The 17612-nt window shown below is 73.9% G+C and carries 22 protein-coding genes and 1 pseudogene; 18 read left to right on the forward strand and 5 right to left on the reverse strand.

What is annotated here, in order from left to right:
* From LG632_RS23705 to LG632_RS23720, 4 genes are all read right to left on the reverse strand, one after another.
* Positions 1-706: YhfT family protein (locus tag LG632_RS23705; protein WP_374203557.1), on the reverse strand; the 706-nt coding region annotated here is incomplete at its 3' end.
* Positions 703-1059, reverse strand: a complete 357-nt coding sequence (locus LG632_RS23710; RefSeq protein WP_226729455.1) for a DUF2620 family protein — start codon at positions 1057-1059, stop codon at positions 703-705. The genes LG632_RS23710 and LG632_RS23705, both read right to left, overlap by 4 nt.
* 9 nt (positions 1060-1068) lie before the next feature.
* Positions 1069-1467, reverse strand: coding sequence for a transcriptional antiterminator (locus LG632_RS23715; RefSeq protein ID WP_226729456.1), 399 nt, complete (start codon positions 1465-1467; stop codon positions 1069-1071).
* A 250-nt stretch (positions 1468-1717) separates the two neighbouring features.
* Positions 1718-2395: a class I SAM-dependent methyltransferase gene (locus tag LG632_RS23720; protein WP_226729457.1), complete on the reverse strand. Its 678-nt coding sequence runs from the start codon at positions 2393-2395 to the stop codon at positions 1718-1720.
* Positions 2396-2525: 130 nt separating this feature from the next.
* On the opposite strand from LG632_RS23720, the gene proS reads away from it, so the two are divergent.
* The 18 genes from proS (at position 2526) to LG632_RS23810 (ending at position 17088) form a co-directional block, all read left to right on the forward strand.
* Positions 2526-3938 (forward strand): proline--tRNA ligase, encoded by a 1413-nt coding sequence (proS, locus tag LG632_RS23725; protein ID WP_226729458.1) that lies wholly within the window; start codon positions 2526-2528, stop codon positions 3936-3938.
* A gap of 198 nt (positions 3939-4136) precedes the next feature.
* Positions 4137-4745: a hypothetical protein gene (locus LG632_RS23730; protein ID WP_226729459.1), complete on the forward strand. Its 609-nt coding sequence runs from the start codon at positions 4137-4139 to the stop codon at positions 4743-4745.
* Between the two features lie 158 nt (positions 4746-4903).
* Positions 4904-5341 (forward strand): 30S ribosomal protein S16, encoded by a 438-nt coding sequence (gene rpsP / locus LG632_RS23735; protein WP_226729460.1) that lies wholly within the window; start codon positions 4904-4906, stop codon positions 5339-5341.
* Positions 5342-5343: 2 nt separating this feature from the next.
* Positions 5344-5583 carry an RNA-binding protein gene (locus LG632_RS23740; protein WP_005311361.1) on the forward strand — a complete coding sequence of 80 codons (240 nt, stop codon included), beginning with the start codon at positions 5344-5346 and terminating at the stop codon, positions 5581-5583.
* A gap of 77 nt (positions 5584-5660) precedes the next feature.
* Positions 5661-6275, forward strand: coding sequence for a ribosome maturation factor RimM (gene rimM / locus LG632_RS23745; protein WP_226729461.1), 615 nt, complete (start codon positions 5661-5663; stop codon positions 6273-6275).
* Positions 6275-7096 (forward strand): tRNA (guanosine(37)-N1)-methyltransferase TrmD, encoded by an 822-nt coding sequence (trmD, locus tag LG632_RS23750; RefSeq protein WP_226729462.1) that lies wholly within the window; start codon positions 6275-6277, stop codon positions 7094-7096. Before rimM ends, trmD begins: the two co-directional genes overlap by 1 nt.
* Before the next feature lie 132 nt (positions 7097-7228).
* The gene (rplS, locus tag LG632_RS23755) at positions 7229-7579 is read left to right on the forward strand and encodes a 50S ribosomal protein L19 (protein WP_226729463.1); all 351 of its coding nucleotides are present in this window, start codon (positions 7229-7231) and stop codon (positions 7577-7579) included.
* A 44-nt stretch (positions 7580-7623) separates the two neighbouring features.
* On the forward strand, positions 7624-8355 hold the full coding sequence (gene lepB, locus LG632_RS23760) for a signal peptidase I (protein WP_226729464.1): 732 nt from the start codon (positions 7624-7626) through the stop codon (positions 8353-8355).
* Positions 8348-9163 (forward strand): signal peptidase I, encoded by an 816-nt coding sequence (gene lepB, locus LG632_RS23765; protein WP_374203558.1) that lies wholly within the window; start codon positions 8348-8350, stop codon positions 9161-9163. Before lepB (LG632_RS23760) ends, lepB (LG632_RS23765) begins: the two co-directional genes overlap by 8 nt.
* Before the next feature lie 117 nt (positions 9164-9280).
* Positions 9281-10165 (forward strand): signal peptidase I, encoded by an 885-nt coding sequence (gene lepB, locus LG632_RS23770; RefSeq protein ID WP_226729465.1) that lies wholly within the window; start codon positions 9281-9283, stop codon positions 10163-10165.
* 42 nt (positions 10166-10207) lie between these two features.
* On the forward strand, positions 10208-11029 hold the full coding sequence (gene lepB, locus LG632_RS23775) for a signal peptidase I (RefSeq protein ID WP_226729466.1): 822 nt from the start codon (positions 10208-10210) through the stop codon (positions 11027-11029).
* 49 nt (positions 11030-11078) lie between these two features.
* Positions 11079-11582, forward strand: coding sequence for an NUDIX hydrolase (locus LG632_RS23780; protein WP_226729472.1), 504 nt, complete (start codon positions 11079-11081; stop codon positions 11580-11582).
* A 55-nt stretch (positions 11583-11637) separates the two neighbouring features.
* Positions 11638-11946: a DUF2469 domain-containing protein gene (locus tag LG632_RS23785; protein ID WP_179178094.1), complete on the forward strand. Its 309-nt coding sequence runs from the start codon at positions 11638-11640 to the stop codon at positions 11944-11946.
* 131 nt (positions 11947-12077) lie between these two features.
* A complete protein-coding gene (locus tag LG632_RS23790) occupies positions 12078-12440 on the forward strand; it encodes a YraN family protein (protein ID WP_226729467.1) in 363 nt (120 codons plus the stop codon).
* Positions 12440-14254, forward strand: coding sequence for a YifB family Mg chelatase-like AAA ATPase (locus LG632_RS23795; RefSeq protein ID WP_226729468.1), 1815 nt, complete (start codon positions 12440-12442; stop codon positions 14252-14254). The genes LG632_RS23790 and LG632_RS23795 overlap by 1 nt, the downstream gene beginning before the upstream one ends.
* Positions 14137-15432 (forward strand): DNA-processing protein DprA, encoded by a 1296-nt coding sequence (gene dprA, locus LG632_RS23800; protein WP_508618717.1) that lies wholly within the window; start codon positions 14137-14139, stop codon positions 15430-15432. Before LG632_RS23795 ends, dprA begins: the two co-directional genes overlap by 118 nt.
* Positions 15433-15641: 209 nt before the next feature.
* Entirely contained in the window at positions 15642-16478 is an 837-nt protein-coding gene (whiG, locus tag LG632_RS23805; protein ID WP_226729470.1) for an RNA polymerase sigma factor WhiG, read from the forward strand.
* Between the two features lie 52 nt (positions 16479-16530).
* Positions 16531-17088 (forward strand): TetR/AcrR family transcriptional regulator, encoded by a 558-nt coding sequence (locus tag LG632_RS23810; protein ID WP_226729473.1) that lies wholly within the window; start codon positions 16531-16533, stop codon positions 17086-17088.
* A 108-nt stretch (positions 17089-17196) separates the two neighbouring features.
* Here the strand turns inward: LG632_RS23810 and LG632_RS23815 are convergent.
* Positions 17197-17490, reverse strand: a pseudogene (locus tag LG632_RS23815) (peptidoglycan DD-metalloendopeptidase family protein); the annotation flags it as partial.
* Between the last annotated feature and the right edge of the window lie 122 nt (positions 17491-17612).

Consider the following 17612-nt stretch of genomic DNA (forward strand, 5'->3'; position numbering starts at 1 on the left):
TCGCCGCGGCGGCGGGTCCGGCGGCGGTCCGCGCCCGGCGCAGGTCGCCGGCGACCGCGAAGCCGATCAGCAGCAGCACCCCGGCCGCCATCGCCACGGCGCCCGCGAACACCTGCGGCCACAGCCGCATCGTCGCCACCACCAGGGCGAGTTCGACCAGCCCGGTCAGGGCTCCGCGCAGCCGCCCGAACTGCCGGGTGGCGGCCAGCGTCGGGAAGAGGGTGAAGAGGAACAGGATCGGGGTGGCCATCTGCTGCATCGCCGTCAGGAAGTCCACCGGCAGCCCGTGCACCAGGTCGTGGGCCCCGTCCAGCCCGTACACCACGACCGCGCCCCAGCCCGCGCCGAGCAGCAGGGCCAGCCGGCGGCGGGGCGCGAGGATCCCCAGGACGTCGGTGGGCAGGAACAGCAGCCAGGGGTTGAGCACACCGCTGCTGAGCGCGAGCGGCGCGCCCAGCCCGAAGACGAATCCCGCGGAGAGGCCGAAGGCGACCGCGGTGGTGGCGCCGCGGGTGGTGTGCCCGTGCACGAAGTCGAGCAGGAAGGGCCGGACCCCGTCGTTGAAGACGGCGAGCGCCAGGTGCGCCGCCAGCGCGGTGAGCGCGCACAGCGCGATCACGGTGAGCGCCTGGGCGGGGGAGAGGTCAAGCCGCACCGGCCCGGCGGCGAGGGGGCCCGCGCCCGGGGCGGCGTACAGCGGCCTCACGCGCGGGCGGCGATGGCGCGGGCCAGACGCGGTGCGACGGTGTCGATCCGGTCGGTGCTGAAGCCGAAGACGGTCTTGCCGCGCGCCAGCAGGTCGGCGACCTCCTCGTCGGTCGGCTCGCCGCGGCCGAAGGTGTGGCAGGCGGGCCGGCCCAGCAGCCCCACGAGCACCCCGAGGGAGGCGCCGGCGCCGGTGTGGCAGGTGCCGAGGAAGAAGTCGGCCCGGCCCGCGCGCAGCAGTGCGGCCGCCTCCATGTCGTTGCAGACGGCGACGTCGAGGCCGGGGATGCCCAGGCCGCCGAGCGTGCGCGCGACCTCGGTGCGGCCGACGCCGCCCGTGAGGATCTTCGCCATGGCGGGTCCTTACCTGTCCGTTGCGGTGCGGGCGAGCACGGCCAGGTGCAGGCCCAGGAAGTCGATCTCGTCGGGCGGCAGCGGGGGCGTGCCGAGGACGGCGGCGGCGCGGGCGGCGATGGCGTGCGCCCGGTCCACCGCTTCGGGGTGCTCGCGCAGTTCCCCGGCCGGGGGGCCGGTGCGGGGCGCGTCCGGGCAGCGGTCGGCCGGTACGCCGTCCAGCATCCGGGTGAGGGCCATCAGCAGGTGGCTGGTGAACATCCCGGCCGTCTCGTCGGTGACCGTGCGGCCCTCGGCGGCCAGCGCGGACAGCTCGGCGGTCACGAAGTCGGCGACGTCCGGGCGTACCTGACCGCTGTCGCGGAAGAGCCGGATGCGGAGGGCGAGCTGATCGTCGAAGCCGCGCACGGAGCAGACAGTAGCGGCTTTTCACCGGCAATCGCCGGATTTGTCCCGCAGGGTCGGCCGCGAGGACGACACCCGGCCCGGCCCGACTCGGTCCGACCCGACCGCCGGCCCGACCCGACCCGACCCCACCCGGCACGACGGCGGGCGGGCGGGCCGAGCGGCCTTGTCCGGAAAACCACCACCCGGCGGCCCCGCGGGTGTCGCCCGTCCGGCCCCGGCACCGCCCCGGGCGGTCACTCCTCCCGCCCGGTTACTCCGTCCGGGCGACGACGTAGCGGAAGATGTTCGGCAGCCAGACCGAGCCGTCCGCCCGCTCGTACGGGTGAAGCGCCTCCGTCAGCTCCTTCTCCGTCTGCGCCGGGTCCGCCAGGTCGTACAGCCCCGAGCTCAGCAGCCCGCGCACCGCGCTCTCGCCGTCCGCGTAGCCGAACGGGCAGAACACCCGGCCCGACCCGTCCGGCACCAGCCCCGCCCGCTCCACCAGCGCGTCCAGGTCCCGCGGCACCGGCCCGCCGCCCGGCAGCGCCGGCACGGTGCACCGTTCCGGCGGCCCCCAGTCGGCCAGCACCACCGCCCCGCCCCGGCGCACCGCCGGCAGGGCCGCCGCCAGGGCGCCCGGCTCCGGGGCGAACGCCGTCAGCACGTCGTACGGCTCCGCCCCCGGGCCCGGCGGCCCCGGGACCACCTCCAGCACCCGCTCCCGGGCCAGGGCCCGCAGCTCCTCGCGCGGTTCCACCCCGGTCACCCGGGCACCCCGGCCGGCCGCCAGCAGCAGGGCCAGCCCGGCCCCGCAGCCCAGGCCGAGCAGCCGGTCGCCCGGGCCGACCTCCAGCCGGTCGTAGACCGCTTCGTACAGCGGGACCAGCATCCGTTCCTGGATCTCCGCCCAGTCCCGGGCGACGAGCGTCGCCGTCGGCGTCGGTGTCATCGAAAGAGCGCTCCTGATTCGTCTCGCCCCCTTGCCCCCGTTGCCAGAGAACTCCCCATTCGACCCCGCGTCCAGAGGAGGGAAGCCCCCGATTCACACTCGGCGGACCCGGCGCCGTACCATTCGCGCCATGGCAAAGGCTCCCGTTCTCACCCCTCAGGCGGAGGACTTCCCCCGCTGGTACCAGGATCTGATCAACAAGGCCGAGCTGGCCGACAACGGCCCGGTGCGCGGCACGATGGTCATCCGACCGTACGGCTACGGCCTGTGGGAGCGGATGCAGCAGGAGATGGACGCGCGCATCAAGGACGCGGGCGCCCAGAACGCCTACTTCCCGCTGTTCATCCCGCAGTCGTACCTGACGAAGGAAGCCGAGCACGTCGAGGGCTTCGCCCCCGAGCTCGCGGTCGTCACGCACGGCGGCGGCAAGGAGCTCGACGAGCCGGTGGTCGTCCGGCCCACCTCCGAGACGATCATCAACGACTACTTCTCCAAGTGGGTGCAGAGCTACCGCGACCTGCCCCTGCTGATCAACCAGTGGGCCAACGTCGTCCGCTGGGAGATGCGCCCGCGCGTCTTCCTCCGCACGAGTGAGTTCCTCTGGCAGGAGGGCCACACGGCCCACGCCACCTACGAGGACGCCCGCGACTACGCCGCGCACATCCACCGCAACGTGTACGGCGACTTCATGACCAACGTCCTCGGCATCGACGTCGTCCTCGGCCGCAAGACCGCCAAGGAGCGCTTCGCGGGCGCCATCAACACCCTCACCCTCGAAGGCATGATGGGTGACGGCAAGGCGCTGCAGATGGGCACCAGCCACGAGCTCGGCACCAACTTCGCCAAGGCGTTCAACACCTCCTACCTGTCCAAGGAGGGCCAGCAGGAGCTGGTCTGGCAGACCTCCTGGGGCGTCTCCACCCGCATGGTCGGCGGTCTGATCATGTCCCACGGCGACGACAACGGCCTGCGGGTGCCGCCGCGCCTCGCCCACGTCCAGGTCGTCGTCATGGCGATCAAGGGCGACGAGGCCGTGGCCAAGGTCCGCGAGCTGGGCGCGCAGCTGAAGGCGGCCGGCATCCGGGTCCAGGTCGACGACCGGGTGGACACGCCGTTCGGCCGCCGCGCCGTGGACTGGGAGCTCAAGGGCGTGCCGGTGCGGATCGAGATCGGCCCGCGCGACCTGGAGAACGGCACCGCGATGCTCGCCCGCCGCATCCCCGGCGGCAAGGAGCCCGTGCAGATCGAGGCGCTCGCCGACCTGCTGCCCAAGGTGCTCGACGAGGACCAGGCGCAGCTGCTGCGCGAGTCCCGCGAGCGCCGTGAGGCCCGCACCTCGGACGTCAGCACCGTCGAGGCCGCCGCCGAGGCGGCGCTGGCCGGCGGCTGGGCGCGGATCCCGTGGGACGTGCTCGGCCCCGAGGGCGAGGCCAAGCTCGCCGAGCAGGCCGTCACCGTGCGCTGCCTGGTCGCCGAGGACGGCTCCGTGCCGGACGCCGACGACGCCCCGGGCAACCTGGCCATCGTGGCGCGCTCGTACTGAGGTGCCCTGAGGGGCACCTGGGGGTCCCCCGGGGCGCGGCACGACCACGCCCGGGGGACCCCCATACGTACCGACTCCTCCGGAGTTCTGCGCACCCGCCCTCGTCGGGTCGCATGAGACTGAACTGACTGGTACGTGCAAAAAATTTGGAATGGCCCGGAATCGGAACACCCGGGCCCCTCGGCTCGTTGTCACGACGTGAGCACGACACCACCTGTTCTCGCCGCAGAGCTGGCGGCGGCGTGGGCCGACATTCAGCGGTACCACCCCGAGCTGCCCGACCTTGCCGCGCCCGAGTCCCTGATCGGAGAGTCCTCGTCCGCCTGCGGCGCGGAACTCTCCTTCGAGCGACTGCTGCACGAGGCAGTCCACGGCATCGCCGCCGCCCGCGGCGTCCGGGACACCTCGCGCGCCGGCCGCTACCACAACCGCCGGTTCCTGGCGATCGCCGAGGAGATGGGCCTCGACCACGCCGACGAGCCGCACGCCAGCAGCGGCTTCTCGCTGGTCACGCTCAACCCCGAGGCCAAGAAGCGTTACCGGGCCACCATGGAGCGCCTCCAGCGGGCCCTGAAGGCGCACAGCGCGGCCACGGCCGCCGACACCAAGCGCAGCTTCCGCGGTCCGGCCGCCCGGCACGGCTCGTCCGGCGGCGGCGTCCGGGTCAAGGCGGTGTGCGACTGCGGGCGCAACGTCCGGGTGGTGCCGTCCGTGCTGGCCCAGGCCCCGATCGTGTGCGGGGGCTGCGGCAAGCCGTTCCGGATCCCCGAGATGCCCGAGGTCGCGGTGGGGGCGGCCGCGTCCTGACGCGGGACGGGCGTGTGGCACAATGGCTAGCTGTACTCGACAGTCGCACAGGACCCCTCTCTCCTCCGACTGACGCGTCCATCGGGCACCCGAGTACCGCAACCCCACGTGGCATCTCGTTGTGCCCAACCACGTCAAGACCAGGAGACACCACTCCAGTGGCAGTCAAGATCAAGCTCAAGCGCCTCGGCAAGATCCGCCAGCCGCACTACCGCGTCGTCGTCGCCGACTCCCGTACCCGCCGTGACGGCCGGGCCATCGAGGAGATCGGTCTGTACCACCCGACGTACAACCCCTCGCGCATCGAGATCGACTCGGAGCGCGCCCAGTACTGGCTGTCCGTCGGCGCCCAGCCGACCGAGCCGGTTCTGGCCCTCCTGAAGCTCACCGGCGACTGGCAGAAGCACAAGGGTCTGCCCGCCCCGGAGAAGCCGCTGCTGGCTCCGGCCACCAAGGAGCAGAAGCGCGCCACCTTCGAGGAGTTCGCGAAGACCCTGGAGGGTGGCGACGCCAAGGGCGAGGCCATCACCCAGAAGAAGAAGGCCGAGAAGAAGGCGGACGAGGCTGAGGCCGCCGCCGAGTCGACCGAGGCCTGAGCATGCTCGAGGAGGCTCTTGAGCACCTCGTAAAGGGCATTGTGGACAACCCCGACGACGTGCAGGTCGCCTCGCGCAACCTGCGCCGTGGGCGCGTGCTGGAGGTCCGGGTGCACCCCGACGACCTCGGCAAGGTGATCGGCCGCAACGGCCGCACCGCGCGGGCCCTGCGGACCGTCGTGGGCGCCATCGGCGGCCGCGGGATCCGCGTCGACCTCGTCGACGTGGACCAGGTCCGCTGAGCAGGTGAATCACCGGCACGGGCCGGGGAGGGCTTGAGCCCGCCCCGGCCCGTCGTCGTATGAACAGGAGAAGCGAAGTGCAGCTGGTAGTCGGGCGTGTCGGCCGCGCCCACGGGATCAAGGGCGAGGTCACCGTCGAGGTGCGCACCGACGAGCCGGAGCTGCGGCTCGGCCCGGGCGCCGTGCTCCAGACCGAACCGGCGTCGGCCGGTCCGCTGACCATCGAGGCCGGCCGGGTCCACAGCGGCCGGCTGCTGCTGCGCTTCGAGGGCGTGAAGGACCGCAACGCCGCCGAGGCGCTGCGCAACACCCTGCTGATCGCCGAGGTCGACCCCTCCGAGCTGCCGGAGGACGAGGACGAGTACTACGACCACCAGCTGATGGACCTGGACGTGGTGCTCGCCGACGGCACGGAGATCGGGCGGATCACCGAGATCTCCCACCTGCCCTCGCAGGACCTCTTCATCGTCGAGCGCGAGGACGGCAGCGAGGTGATGATCCCGTTCGTGCAGGAGATCGTCACCGAGATCGACCTGGAGAACCAGCGGGCCGTCATCGACCCGCCGCCCGGCCTGATCGACGACCGCGCGGTGGTCGCGTCGACGCGGGACGCCGAGGCGGAGGCGGGGGCCGCGGCGCAGGGCGAGGCGAAGGCCGAGGCGAAGGACGAGCCGCGGGGGGACGGGTCCTGATGCGGCTCGACGTCGTCACGATCTTCCCCGAGTACCTCGAACCCCTGAACGTCTCCCTCGTCGGCAAGGCCAGGGCCCGCGGCCAGCTCGGCGTGCACGTCCACGACCTGCGGCAGTGGACGTACGACCGGCACAACACGGTCGACGACACCCCGTACGGCGGCGGCCCCGGCATGGTCATGAAGACCGACCCGTGGGGCGACTGCCTGGACCAGGTGCTCGCCGACGGCTACGACTCCGGCGCCCACGGCCCGGTCATGGTCGTCCCGACCCCCAGCGGCCGCCCGTTCACCCAGGAACTGGCCGTCGAGCTCGCCGCGCAGCCGTGGCTGATCTTCACCCCGGCCCGCTACGAGGGCATCGACCGCCGGGTGATGGACGAGTACGCCACCCGGATACCGGTCCACGAGGTCTCCATCGGCGACTACGTGCTGGCCGGCGGCGAGGCCGCCGTGCTGGTGATCACCGAGGCCGTCGCCCGGCTGCTGCCGGGCGTGCTCGGCAACGCCGAGTCGCACCGCGACGACTCCTTCGCCCCGGGCGAGATGGCCAACCTGCTGGAAGGCCCCGTCTACACCAAGCCGCCGGTGTGGCGCGGGCGCGCCATCCCCGACGTCCTGCTCAGCGGCCACCACGGGAAGATCGCCCGCTGGCGCCGGGACGAGGCGCTGCGCCGCACCGCAGCGAACCGGCCGGACCTGCTGGAGCGCACCGAGGCGTCGGCGTTCGACAAGAAGGACCGCGAGACCCTGAGCATCCTCGGCTGGTCCCCGGACCCCGAGGGCCGATTTTGGCGCAGGCCCTCGGCCGTGGAAGAATAGGCCGCTGCTGTACGCCCGCGTGCGCCCCTGCCACAGGGGGACCGTCGCCCGCCGGGTGGCACGGCACCCGATTTCTCTCCGAAAACCCGCTCGGCGACCTGTGGCGTCGTGCGAAGAAAGCAGAAGAAGATCATGGCTTCTCTCCTCGACGGCGTGAACTCCGCCTCCCTGCGCTCGGACGTCCCGGCCTTCCGCCCGGGTGACACGGTCAACGTGCACGTCCGCGTGATCGAGGGCAACCGCTCCCGTATCCAGCAGTTCAAGGGCGTCGTCATCCGCCGCCAGGGCTCGGGCGTCTCCGAGACCTTCACCGTCCGCAAGGTCTCCTTCTCGGTCGGCGTGGAGCGCACCTTCCCGGTCCACTCCCCGATCTTCGAGAAGATCGAGCTCGTCACCCGTGGTGACGTCCGCCGCGCCAAGCTGTACTACCTCCGTGAGCTCCGTGGCAAGGCCGCGAAGATCAAGGAGAAGCGCGACAACTGAGGTCCCCTCCGGGCCGTCGGGGTGGCCGGATAGGCTCGCCCCCGATGGACACCGAAGCACCTCATCCGCAGCGCGACCACTCTTCCCCCGACGAGGGGGAGGGGCGGTCGCGTTCTGCGTTCTCCGACCCCCGGCCGTGGCTGACCTGGCGGCGGGCCGGCCTGGTGGGCGCCGTCTGCACGGTCTTCCTGCTGCTGCTGAGCCACTTCGTGGTGCAGCCGTTCCTGATCCCCAGCCGGTCGATGGAACCCACCCTGAAGGTCGGGGACCGGGTGCTCGTGAACAAGCTGGCGTACCGTTTCGGCGAGCAGCCGCGCCGGGGCGACCTCGTCGTCTTCGACGGCACCGGCTCCTTCGTCCCCGAGGGCTCCGAGCCCGGCCCCCTCGGGTCGCTGCTGCGCGGCGCGGCCTCGGCGCTGGGGCTGGCCGAGCCCTCCGACACCGACTTCGTCAAGCGGGTCGTGGGCGTGGGCGGCGACGCGGTGGTCTGCTGCGACGCCGCCGGGCGGCTCTCGGTCAACGGAGCCCCCGTCGAGGAGCCGTACCTGTACCCGGGCGACGCCCCCTCCGCCGTGCCCTTCCGCATCGTCGTACCGCTCGGCACGCTGTGGGTGATGGGCGACCACCGCTCCCAGTCCCGCGACTCCCGGGACCACCTCGGGGAGCCGGGCGGGGGGATGGTGCCGGTGGACAAGGTGATCGGACGGGCCGACTGGATCGGCTGGCCGGCGTCCCGGTGGGGTGCGGCCGACCGGCCCGGCGGTGGGCGTGGGTAGCCGGGGGCGCCCGAAACGGGACCGGCCCGACCCCAGCTTCGAGACGCTGGAGGGCGGCCGCGCGCACCGCCGCGTCCAGATGCGCCGGCTCCGGCGGCGCCGCCGTACCCGCCGGGCCGGTGAGCTGCCGCTGCTGGTCGCCGTCGCCCTGTGCATCGCGCTGCTGCTCAAGACCTTCCTCGTACAGGCCTTCTTCATCCCCTCCGGCTCGATGGAGCAGACGATCCGGATCGGGGACCGGGTGCTGGTCGACAAGCTCACGCCCTGGTTCGGGGCCGAGGTCGAGCGGGGCGACGTCGTGGTCTTCAAGGACCCCGGCGGCTGGCTGACCGGCGAGGCCGCCCGTCCCAAGCCCGACCCCGTCGGCGTCAAGCAGGTCAAGCAGGTGCTGACGTTCATCGGGCTGCTGCCCTCCGCCGACGAGCAGGACCTGATCAAGCGCGTCGTCGGGGTCGGCGGCGACGCCGTGGCGTGCTGCGACGCCGAAGGGCGGGTCACCGTCAACGGCGCGCCGCTCGATGAGCCGTACGTGAACCCCGGCGACGCGCCCAGCGACATCCGCTTCGACGTGCGGGTGCCGGCGGGCCGGCTCTTCGTGATGGGCGACCACCGTTCCAACTCCGCCGACTCCCGGTACCACTTGGACGAGGAGTTCCAGGGCACGATCGCCGAGAGCGGGGTCGTCGGACGGGCGGTGGTGATCGCCTGGCCGTACGATCACTGGCAGCGGCTGGAGAAGCCCGCGACCTTCGGTTCCGTTCCGGATCGCGCGCGGCGCGGGCGCCGACGGGGCCCGTCGTTCGCATAGTGTGTCCTCGGTCTCCCGCGCCCTTGGGAACTCCCGCTCGTTAGGGGAGGGGAGGGCCCGTGCCGCTCCGGCGCGGGCGACGACGCATTGCGAGGTTGAGGAGTGGATGTGGGGGATGTGGCAGTAGGCGCGCGATCCGGACGCGACGAACCCGACGAGCGGCCGGAGAAAGCCGTCGAGCACGACACCGAGGCCGAGACGGCCGCGGAGGGCGAGGACGCCGAGGAGCGCCCGCAGCGCTCCTTCTGGAAGGAGCTGCCCCTCCTCATCGGTATCGCGCTGCTGCTCGCCCTGCTGATCAAGACCTTCCTGGTCCAGGCGTTCTCGATCCCGTCCGACTCCATGCAGGACACCCTCCAGCGCGGGGACCGGGTGCTGGTCGACAAGCTCACCCCGTGGTTCGGCTCGGAGCCCGAGCGCGGTGAGGTCGTCGTCTTCCACGACCCGGCGAACTGGCTGGCGGGCGAGCCGACCCCGCAGCCCAACCTGGCCCAGCAGGTCCTGAGCAAGATCGGCCTGATGCCGTCGGCGGACGAGAAGGACCTGATCAAGCGGGTCATCGCGATCGGCGGCGACACGGTCGAGTGCAAGAAGGGCGGCCCGGTCAAGGTCAACGGCAAGGACCTCGACGAGCCGTACATCTTCCCCGGCAACACCCCCTGCGACGACGCCCCGTTCGGCCCGCTGACCGTCCCCGCGGGCAAGATCTGGGTGATGGGCGACCACCGCCAGAACTCGCAGGACTCCCGCTACCACATGCAGGACTCCACGGGTGGCTTCGTCCCGGTCGACAAGGTCGTCGGACGCGCCGTCGTCATCGCCTGGCCGGTGACCCGCTGGTCCACCCTCCCGGTGCCGGACACCTTCGACCAGCCGGGCATCGGCAACAAGGCCGCCGCGACCGCGGTCGGCGTGGCCCCGGCCGCGCTGGGCCTGGCCGGCGCGGTGCCGCTGGTCCTGCTGCGCCGGCGGAAGCTGGCTGGGGACCGTACCGCCGGGTAGGGTGCCGCCCATCGACGTACTCCTTGACGCGGGGGACCACGCATGGGCGGAACCGAGCGGTCCACACAGGGCCCCATAGCGGGCCGGGACGGCCTGCGACACAAGGATGGCCGCGGTGGTGCCGGACACGTGCTGTCCGGGATCGCCGTGGCCATCGGCTTTGTCCTCTTCCTCGGCGGATTCGTCTGGGGCGCGCTGGTCTACCAGCCGTTCACGGTGCCGACCGACTCCATGGTCCCGACGGTGAGGCCCGGCGACCGGGTGCTCGCGCAGCGCATCGACGGCGCCGAGGTGCGCCGCGGCGACGTGGTGATCTTTACTGATGTGGTGTGGAGCAACGCCCCCATGGTCAAGCGGGTCGTCGCCGTCGGCGGCGACACCGTCCGCTGCTGCGGGCGGGGCGGCCGGTTGACCGTGAACGGCAAGGAGCTCGACGAGCCCTACCTCGACACCGGGCCGTCCGGGGCCGCCTCGGACACGCCGTTCGAGGTGACGGTGCCCGAGGGCAACCTCTTCCTGCTCGGCGACCGGCGGGCCGCGTCCCTGGACTCCCGGGCCCACCTCCAGGACGCCGGGCAGGGCACCGTGCCCCGGGGTGCGGTCACCGGCCGCGTGGACGCCCTGGCCTGGCCGTCGCCGCGGATGCTGGAGCGGCCCGGGGCGACCTACGCCGTCCTCGGCGAGCAGGTGTCCCGGCCGGGGCCGCTGAAGCTCCAGCTGGCCGCCGTCGCGGTGGGGGCCGGGCTGGTGCTGGCCGGGTGCGCGTACGGGCCGCTGGCGCGGCTGGCGCGGCGGCGGCCGCCGGCGGGAGCGGGGGCGGAGGCCGGTCCGCGGGCGGGGGCGGAGGCCGGCGGTGGGAGCTGAGGCGGCTGGTGGGACTGGTGGGACTGGTGGGGTCGGTCGGGCCGCTGAGATAGGTGGGGTCGGTGGGGTCGGTGGGCCTCGGCAGGTCTCGCGGGTGATCCTGCTGGACCCGGCGGACCGGATCCTGCTGCTGCACGGCTTCGAGCCGGCCGACCCCGGCGTCGACTGGTGGTTCACGCCCGGCGGCGGACTGGAGGCGGGCGAGAGCCGCGAACAGGCCGCGCTGCGCGAGCTGGCGGAGGAGACCGGGATCACCGACGTGGAGCTGGGCCCGGTGCTGTGGCACCGGTACTGCTCCTTCCCGTTCGACGGGCGGCGCTGGGACCAGGACGAGTGGTACTTCCTGGCCCGGACCCGGCAGACCGCGACCGTGATGGGCGGCCTCACCGAGCTGGAGCGGCGCAGCGTCACCGGAGCCAGGTGGTGGACCTCCGAGGAACTGTCGGCGGCCCGTGAGACGGTGTACCCGACGAGACTCGCCGAGCTGTTCCGCAAGCTGCTCGACGAAGGCCCTCCCGGTGCGCCGGTGGTCCTGGCCCCGGAAATCGTTTAGGGGCGCACGACCCTGGCGCACAATAGGGGGACGCACGGCTGAAGGGGAACATGCCATGAGCGCCGAGGACCTCGAGAAGTACGAGACCGAGATGGAGCTGAAGCTCTATCGGGAGTACCGCGACGTCGTCGGGCTGTTCAAGTACGTGATCGAGACCGAACGCCGTTTCTACCTCACCAACGACTACGAGATGCAGGTGCACTCGGTCCAGGGCGAGGTCTTCTTCGAGGTCACGATGGCGGACGCGTGGGTCTGGGACATGTACCGGCCGGCCCGGTTCGTCAAGCAGGTCCGGGTGCTGACCTTCAAGGACGTGAACATCGAGGAGCTCAACAAGACCGACCTGGAGCTCCCGGGCAGCTAGGCCCCGGCGGCACCGGGCCGGGGGACCTGCACCCGTACGGGTGACGGGGTTTTCCACAACGGCCCGGTTGTCCACCAAGATCCTTCCGGGCCGGCCCGGTACGGCACCTTCGTTCGCGGAGGTGGTGCCGGATGGACGCACGAGGGGCACTGGGAAGGTACGGCGAGGAGCTGGCCGCGCGGCGGCTGGCCCGCGCCGGGATGACGGTCGTCGCGCGGAACTGGCGGCGCGGCCGGGGCGGTGAGATCGACATCGTCGCCCGCGACGGCGACGCGCTGGTGGTCTGCGAGGTCAAGACGCGCCGGGCGGACGGCTTCGAGCATCCGGCGGCCGGCGTGCCCCCGGCGAAGGTGGCGCGGCTGCGCCGGCTCGCCGAGGGCTGGCTCGCCGACCACGGCGGAAGTCCGCCGGGCGGGGTCCGGATCGATCTGGTCGCCGTGGTGCTGCCGCGCCGGGGCGCGGCCGTCGTGGAACACATCAGGGGGGTGGCCTGATGGGGTTCGCGCGGACGTGTTCGGTGGCGCTGGTCGGCGTCGAGGGCGTGGTGGTCGAGGTCCAGGCCGACCTGGAGGCGGGCCTGGCCGCCTTCACCCTGGTCGGGCTGCCCGACAAGACCCTGGTGGAGAGCCGGGACCGGGTCCGGGCGGCGGTGGTCAACTCGGGCGCGCCCTGGCCGCAGAAGAAGCTCACGGTCGGCCTGAGCCCGGCCTCGGTGCCCAAGTCCGGATCGGGGTTCGACCTCGCCGTCGCGACCGCGATCATGAGCGCGGCCGAGCGGATCGACCCGGCGGTGATCGCCGACCTCGTCCTGATCGGCGAGCTGGGGCTCGACGGCCGGGTCCGGCCGGTCCGCGGGATCCTGCCAGCGGTGCTCGCCGCGGCCGACGCCGGGTACCGGCAGGTGGTCGTCCCCGAGCAGTGCGCGGCCGAGGCCGCCCTGGTCCCGGACGTCTCGGTGCTCGGCGTCCGCAGCCTGCGCCAGCTGCTCGCCGTCCTGACCGACGGGGAGGTCCCCGACGAGGAGCCACCGCTCGCGCCGGGCCGGCCCGACCCCATGGCGGCCGGGCTGGTGGTCCCTGGTGCCGGCCTGGGCACGGGGCTGGTCCGCCGGCCGCCCGCGACCGCCGGGGCGGGCGGGGCCGGTGGTCGTGGCGGCGGGCCCGGGGGTCGTGGCGGCGGAGGCGGGCCTCGCGGCCCTGGTGGGCCGGGAGGTCCTGGCGGCTCGGGCGGTCCTGGCGGCTCGGGCGGGTCTGGTGGCCCGGGCGGCGGGGGCGGCTCCGGCGGCCAGGGCGGCTCCGGTGGCCCGGGAGGTGGGGAGCCGGGGCTGCCCGACCTGGCCGATGTGGCGGGTCAGCGCCTCGCCCGGCGGGCGCTGGAGGTGGCCGCGGCCGGCGGGCACCACCTGTTCCTCAGCGGACCGCCCGGCGCCGGCAAGACCATGCTGGCCGAGCGGCTGCCCGGCATCCTGCCGCCGCTCACCCGCCAGGAGTCGCTGGAGGTGACCGCCGTCCATTCCGTCGCCGGGACCCTGCCCCCGGGCGAGCCGCTGGTCGGCGGGCCGCCGTACTGCGCCCCGCACCACTCGGCCACCCTCCAGTCCCTGATCGGGGGCGGTCAGGGGCTGCCCCGGCCGGGCGCGGTCTCGCTGGCCCACCGGGGCGTGCTGTTCCTCGACGAGGCCCCGGAGTTCAGCAGCCGGGTCCTCGACGCGCTGCGGCAGCCGCTGGAATCGGGGCACGTGGTGGTGGCCCGGGCCGCGGGGGTGGTCCGGCTGCCCGCCCGGTTCCTGATGGTGCTGGCCGCCAACCCCTGCCCGTGCGGTCGCCACGGCCTGACCGGGGCCGGCTGCGAGTGCCCGCCCTCCGTGGTCCGGCGCTACCAGGGCCGGCTCTCCGGGCCGCTCATGGACCGGGTCGACCTGCGGGTCGGGGTCGAGCCGGTGGCCCGGTCCGACCTGATGGGCGGCGGCCAGGGGGAGTCCAGCGCCGCCGTGGCCGCCCGGGTGGCCGAGGCACGGGCCCGGGCGGCGGTCCGGCTCGCGGGCACGCCCTGGAGCGTCAACGGCGAGGTGCCCGGGCACGAGCTGCGCACCCGCTGGCAGGCCGCCCCCGGCGCCCTGGCGCACGCCGAGCGGGACCTGGAGTGCGGCCTGCTCACCGCCCGCGGCCTGGACCGGGTGCTGCGGGTCGCCTGGACGGTGGCCGACCTCGCCGGCAAGGACCGGCCCGACGCCCAGGACGTCGCCGTCGCCCTGGAACTGCGCACCGGCATCGCCCGCGGGGTGCCGCTGACCCCGGGAGGTGGGTGATGGCGGAGGGCGACGAGGACGACGTACGGGCGCGGGCCGCGCTCACCGCGGTGGCCGAGCCGGGCGACGCGCGGGCCGGGCGGTGGGTGCGCGAGCGCGGGGCCGCCGAGGTGATACGGCTGCTGACCGGCCCGGAGGCGGACGCCGGCCGGCAGCTGACCGGGGTGACGCCCCAGCGGCTCGCCGGGTACCGGGCGCGGGCCGCCGCTGCCCGCCCCGAGCGGGACCTGGAGCTCGTCGCGGGGCTCGGCGGCCGGTTCGTCTGCCCGGGGACGGGCGGGTGGCCGAGCCAGCTCGACGACCTCGGTGACGCCCGGCCGCTGGGCCTGTGGCTGCGCGGCGGGCCCGACCTGCGGACGTGGGCGCTGCGGTCGGTCGCCGTGGTCGGTGCCCGGGCGTGCACGCCGTACGGCGCGCACATGGCGCAGAGCCTGGGCGCCGGGCTCGCCGAGCGGGGCTGGGTGGTGGTCTCGGGCGGTGCCTTCGGCGTCGACGGGGCCGCCCACCGCGGGACGCTCGCGGCGGGCGGGGCGACGGCGGCCGTGCTGGCCTGCGGCGTGGACGTGTCCTACCCGCGGGGCCACGCGGCCCTGTTGGGCCGGATCGCCGGGCAGGGGCTGCTGATCGGCGAGCTGCCGCCGGGCTACCACCCCACCCGGAGCCGGTTCGTGCTGCGCAACCGGGTCATCGCCGCGCTCACCCGCGGCACCGTGGTCGTCGAGGCGGCCCTGCGCAGCGGCTCGCTGGTCACCGCGCGCCGGGCCCAGGAGCTCGGGCGGTTCACCATGGGCGTGCCCGGTCCCGCCACCAGCGCCCTGTCCGCCGGGGTCCACGAGCTGCTGCGGGGCGAGGGCACGCTCGTGACCGACGCCGCCGAGGTGGTCGAGCTGGTCGGAGGCATGGGCGAGCTGGCCCCCGAGCGGCGCGGCCCGGTGCTCGCCCGGGACCTGCTCGCGCCGGCCACGGCGCGGGTCCTCGAAGCGCTGCCCGCCGCACGCGCGGCGGGCGCCGAGGAAGTGGCGCGCGCCGCAGGCACCGGGACCGATGAAGCCATCGGCAGACTGTACGAACTTCACTCTCTGGGGTTCGTCGAACGGCGGGGCAGCGGCTGGCTGTTGACCCCCTGCCCGCCCACCGGCGCCACTCGAACCGGTGGCACCCGGCGAGGCGGTCATTGACCTGGGGCGTTCCGGTGAAAGAGTGAAGCCGATGAGAGAAGCGGTCCTTCCGGTGACGGCCGCCGGGACCGTGCGCAAGGCGCCGGTCCCGGGCCTCCCGTGCCCCGAAGACAGCCCCGTCGGCCCCGTACGATCCCGTACTCTTCGCGCACTGCGACAGTGCAGTCACGCTACGCTCCCCAGAAATCCGGCCCCGACAAAGGCGAAGCATGCCCCAGCACATCTCAGGGTCTGACCGCGCCGCGGTGCCGCCCGCTGCCCGCGGCAGCGTGCGGTCCACCGCGCCCTCGTCCCTGGACTCGCTGTGGCGCTCGTACAAGGACACCGGGGACGAACGGCTGCGGGAGCAGCTGATCCTGCACTACTCGCCGCTGGTGAAGTACGTGGCCGGCCGGGTCAGCGTGGGCCTGCCGCCCAACGTCGAGCAGGCCGACTTCGTCTCCTCCGGGGTGTTCGGGCTGATCGACGCCATCGAGAAGTTCGACATCGACCGCTCCATCAAGTTCGAGACGTACGCGATCACCCGGATCCGCGGCGCGATGATCGACGAGCTGCGCGCGCTGGACTGGATCCCGCGCTCGGTACGCCAGAAGGCACGGGCCGTGGAGCGTGCCTACGCCACGCTGGAGGCACAGCTGCGGCGCACCCCGACGGAGAGCGAGGTGGCCGCCGAGATGGGCATCGCGGTGGAGGAACTCCACTCCGTCTTCAGCCAGTTGTCGCTGGCCAACGTGGTCGCGCTGGAGGAGCTGCTGCACGTCGGCGGCGAGGGCGGCGACCGCCTGTCGCTGATGGACACCCTGGAGGACACCGCCGCCGACAACCCGGTGGAGGTCGCCGAGGACCGCGAGCTGCGCCGGCTGCTGGCCCGGGCGATCAACACCCTGCCCGAGCGGGAGAAGACCGTGGTCACGCTCTACTACTACGAAGGGCTCACCCTCGCGGAGATCGGCCATGTCCTCGGCGTCACCGAGAGCCGCGTCAGCCAGATCCACACCAAGTCCGTGCTCCAACTGCGGGCGAAGCTGGCGGATGTCGGCCGCTGAACCCGCGCCCGCTCCGTACAGTGGACGGGTGCCCAGGATTCGAGCGGCCTCCGTGGCCGAGCACCGGACGATGCAGCGCGCCGCCCTGCTGGACGCCGCGCGTTCCTTGCTGTCCGAAGGCGGGACGGAGGCGCTGACCTTCCCCGCCCTCGCCGAGCGGACCGGGCTGGCCCGGTCCTCCGTCTACGAGTACTTCCGCTCCCGCGCCGCCGTGGTCGAGGAACTGTGCGCCGTGGACTTCCCGGTCTGGGCGGCCGAGATCGAGGCCGCGATGGAGGCCGCCGAGGAACCGCAGGCCAAGATCGAGGCGTATGTGCGCAGCCAGCTGTCGCTGGTGGGCGACCGCCGGCACCGCGCCGTGGTGGCGATCTCCGCCAGCGAGCTCGACGCCGGGGCGCGGGAGAAGATCCGCGCCGCCCACGGCGGGCTCGTGGCCATGGTCGTCGAGGCGCTCGCCGCGCTCGGCCACTCCCGGCCCCGGCTCGCCGCGCTGCTCCTGCAAGGGGTCGTGGACGCCGCGGTCCGCCGGATCGAGCTGGGCGCCGCCGAGGACCCGGCCGAGGTCACCGAGGTGGCCGTCGCCATGGCCCTGCGGGGCGTACGCGGCTGAGTCCGCCAGCGGCAGCAGCCGGGGCGCGGCGGGCGGGAGCAGGCCCAGCGGGTCGAGGTACGCCTCACCCGCGAGCAGTCCCCAGTGCAGGCAGGACGCCCCGCAGTGGCCGCCCTCGGTGAGCACGGCGACCAGCTGCCCGGCCACCACCTCCTCGCCCTCGGCCACCAGTGCGCGCACCGGCTCGTAGGTGGTGCGCAGGCCGCCCGGGAGGGTGAGCGAGAGCACGCCGCGCCCCGCCACCTGTCCGGCGTAATGCACCCGGCCGGGGCCCACCGCCCGGACCCCGGCGCCGGGCGGCGCGGCCAGGTCCACGCCCCGGTGCCCGGCGGCGTAGGGCGTCGGCGGCGGGTCGAACCAGCGCAGCACCTCCAGCGGCGCCGGCAGCGGCCGTACACGCACGTCCGTCGTCCCCGCGGCCCCCGCCCCGCCCCCGGATCCGGCCCGGGATCCGGCCCCGGACCGGGTTCCTGGCCCGCCAACAGCCCCGCTCCCGGGCGCCGCCCGCGGCGCGGGCGGCGTCC

Source organism: Streptomyces antimicrobicus, from assembly GCF_020532625.1.
Classification (GTDB): Bacteria; Actinomycetota; Actinomycetes; order Streptomycetales; family Streptomycetaceae; genus Streptomyces; species Streptomyces antimicrobicus.